Annotated in this window: 2 protein-coding genes; both read right to left on the bottom strand. The window is 72.0% G+C overall.

Going from position 1 to position 1,023, the window contains the following annotated elements:
- A partial coding sequence (locus NGF19_RS31265) for a polyketide synthase docking domain-containing protein (RefSeq protein WP_372506055.1) occupies nucleotides 1-100 on the bottom strand: 100 nt, incomplete at its 3' end.
- Between the two features lie 72 nt (nucleotides 101-172).
- A partial coding sequence (locus NGF19_RS30375) for a phosphopantetheine-binding protein (protein ID WP_289738547.1) occupies nucleotides 173-1,023 on the bottom strand: 851 nt, incomplete at its 5' end.

Here is a 1,023-nt window from a genome sequence, read left to right as displayed (position 1 = left end):
GCGCACGTCCCTCGATCTGCCGCAGCCGCTTCGTGCTCTGTTGCAGCTCAGCGGTCACCCGCTTGAGGTAGTCGCGGAGCTTGTCCTCGTTGGTCGCCATAGCTCCTGTCTCCCGCCTGTCCTGTCCGTGTGTGTGGGGTGTGTGCGTACGTGAGCCGTAGTGCTCGGTGGCTCAGAAGTCGCCCAGTTCCTTGTCGATGAGGGAGAAGAGGTCGTCGTCGGATGCCTCGTCCAGGTCGGCGGCCGAGTCGACGTCCTCGCTCAGCGCGGCGGCCAGCGCCCGGAGTCGGGCCGCGATCTCCGTCCGTCCGGTGCCGCCAGGGGCGAGGGAGGTCAGCGTGCCCTCCAGCCGGTCGATTTCGGCAAGGGTCGCCGTGACCTGCCGGTCGGACACCGTGTCCGCGCCCTCGGCCCGGTCGTCGTCCCACGGCTGGTCCGCGGCTTCGGCGAGCTCCTTCAGCAAGTACGCGGCGAGGGCGACGGGAGTGGGGTGGTCGAAGACGAGGGTCGCGGGCAGCCGGAGGCCGGTGGCGGTGTTGAGCCGGTTGCGGAGTTCCACCGCGGTGAGCGAGTCGAAGCCGACGTCGCGGAAGGCCCGTTCGGCGTCGACTCCGCCGCGCGAGCCGTGTCCCAGGACCGTGGCCACATGGGTGCGGACCAGGGCCAGGACGTGCGGGTGGCGGTCCTGGGCCGGCATCGCGCCGAGCAGTCCGCTCAGGTTCGTACCGCCTCCTGAGGCGGTCGCGCTGTCGGCGGTCCTGCGCCGGACGGCGGCTGTCACCCCCGGTCCGCGGTCGCGGACCAGCTTGCTGAGCAGAGGCGGGAGCATGCCGTCCCGCTGCTGGGCGCGCAGCGCGGCGGGGTCCAGCTTGATCGGTACGAGGACGGGTTCGTCACCGCGCAGCGACGCGTCCAGCAGCGCAAGCCCGAGTTCGCTGGGCATGGGCGCCGCGCCGGAGCGGGCCAGCCTGGCCCGGTCGGCCGTGCTGAGTCCTCCGGTCATGCCGCTGTCCTCGGCCCAGA

This window comes from Streptomyces macrolidinus, from assembly GCF_023887685.1.
In the GTDB taxonomy this organism is placed as follows: Bacteria; Actinomycetota; Actinomycetes; order Streptomycetales; family Streptomycetaceae; genus Streptomyces; species Streptomyces macrolidinus.
Note: the sequence above shows the minus strand (reverse complement) of the source record. Positions and strands in the feature narration are given on the sequence as shown.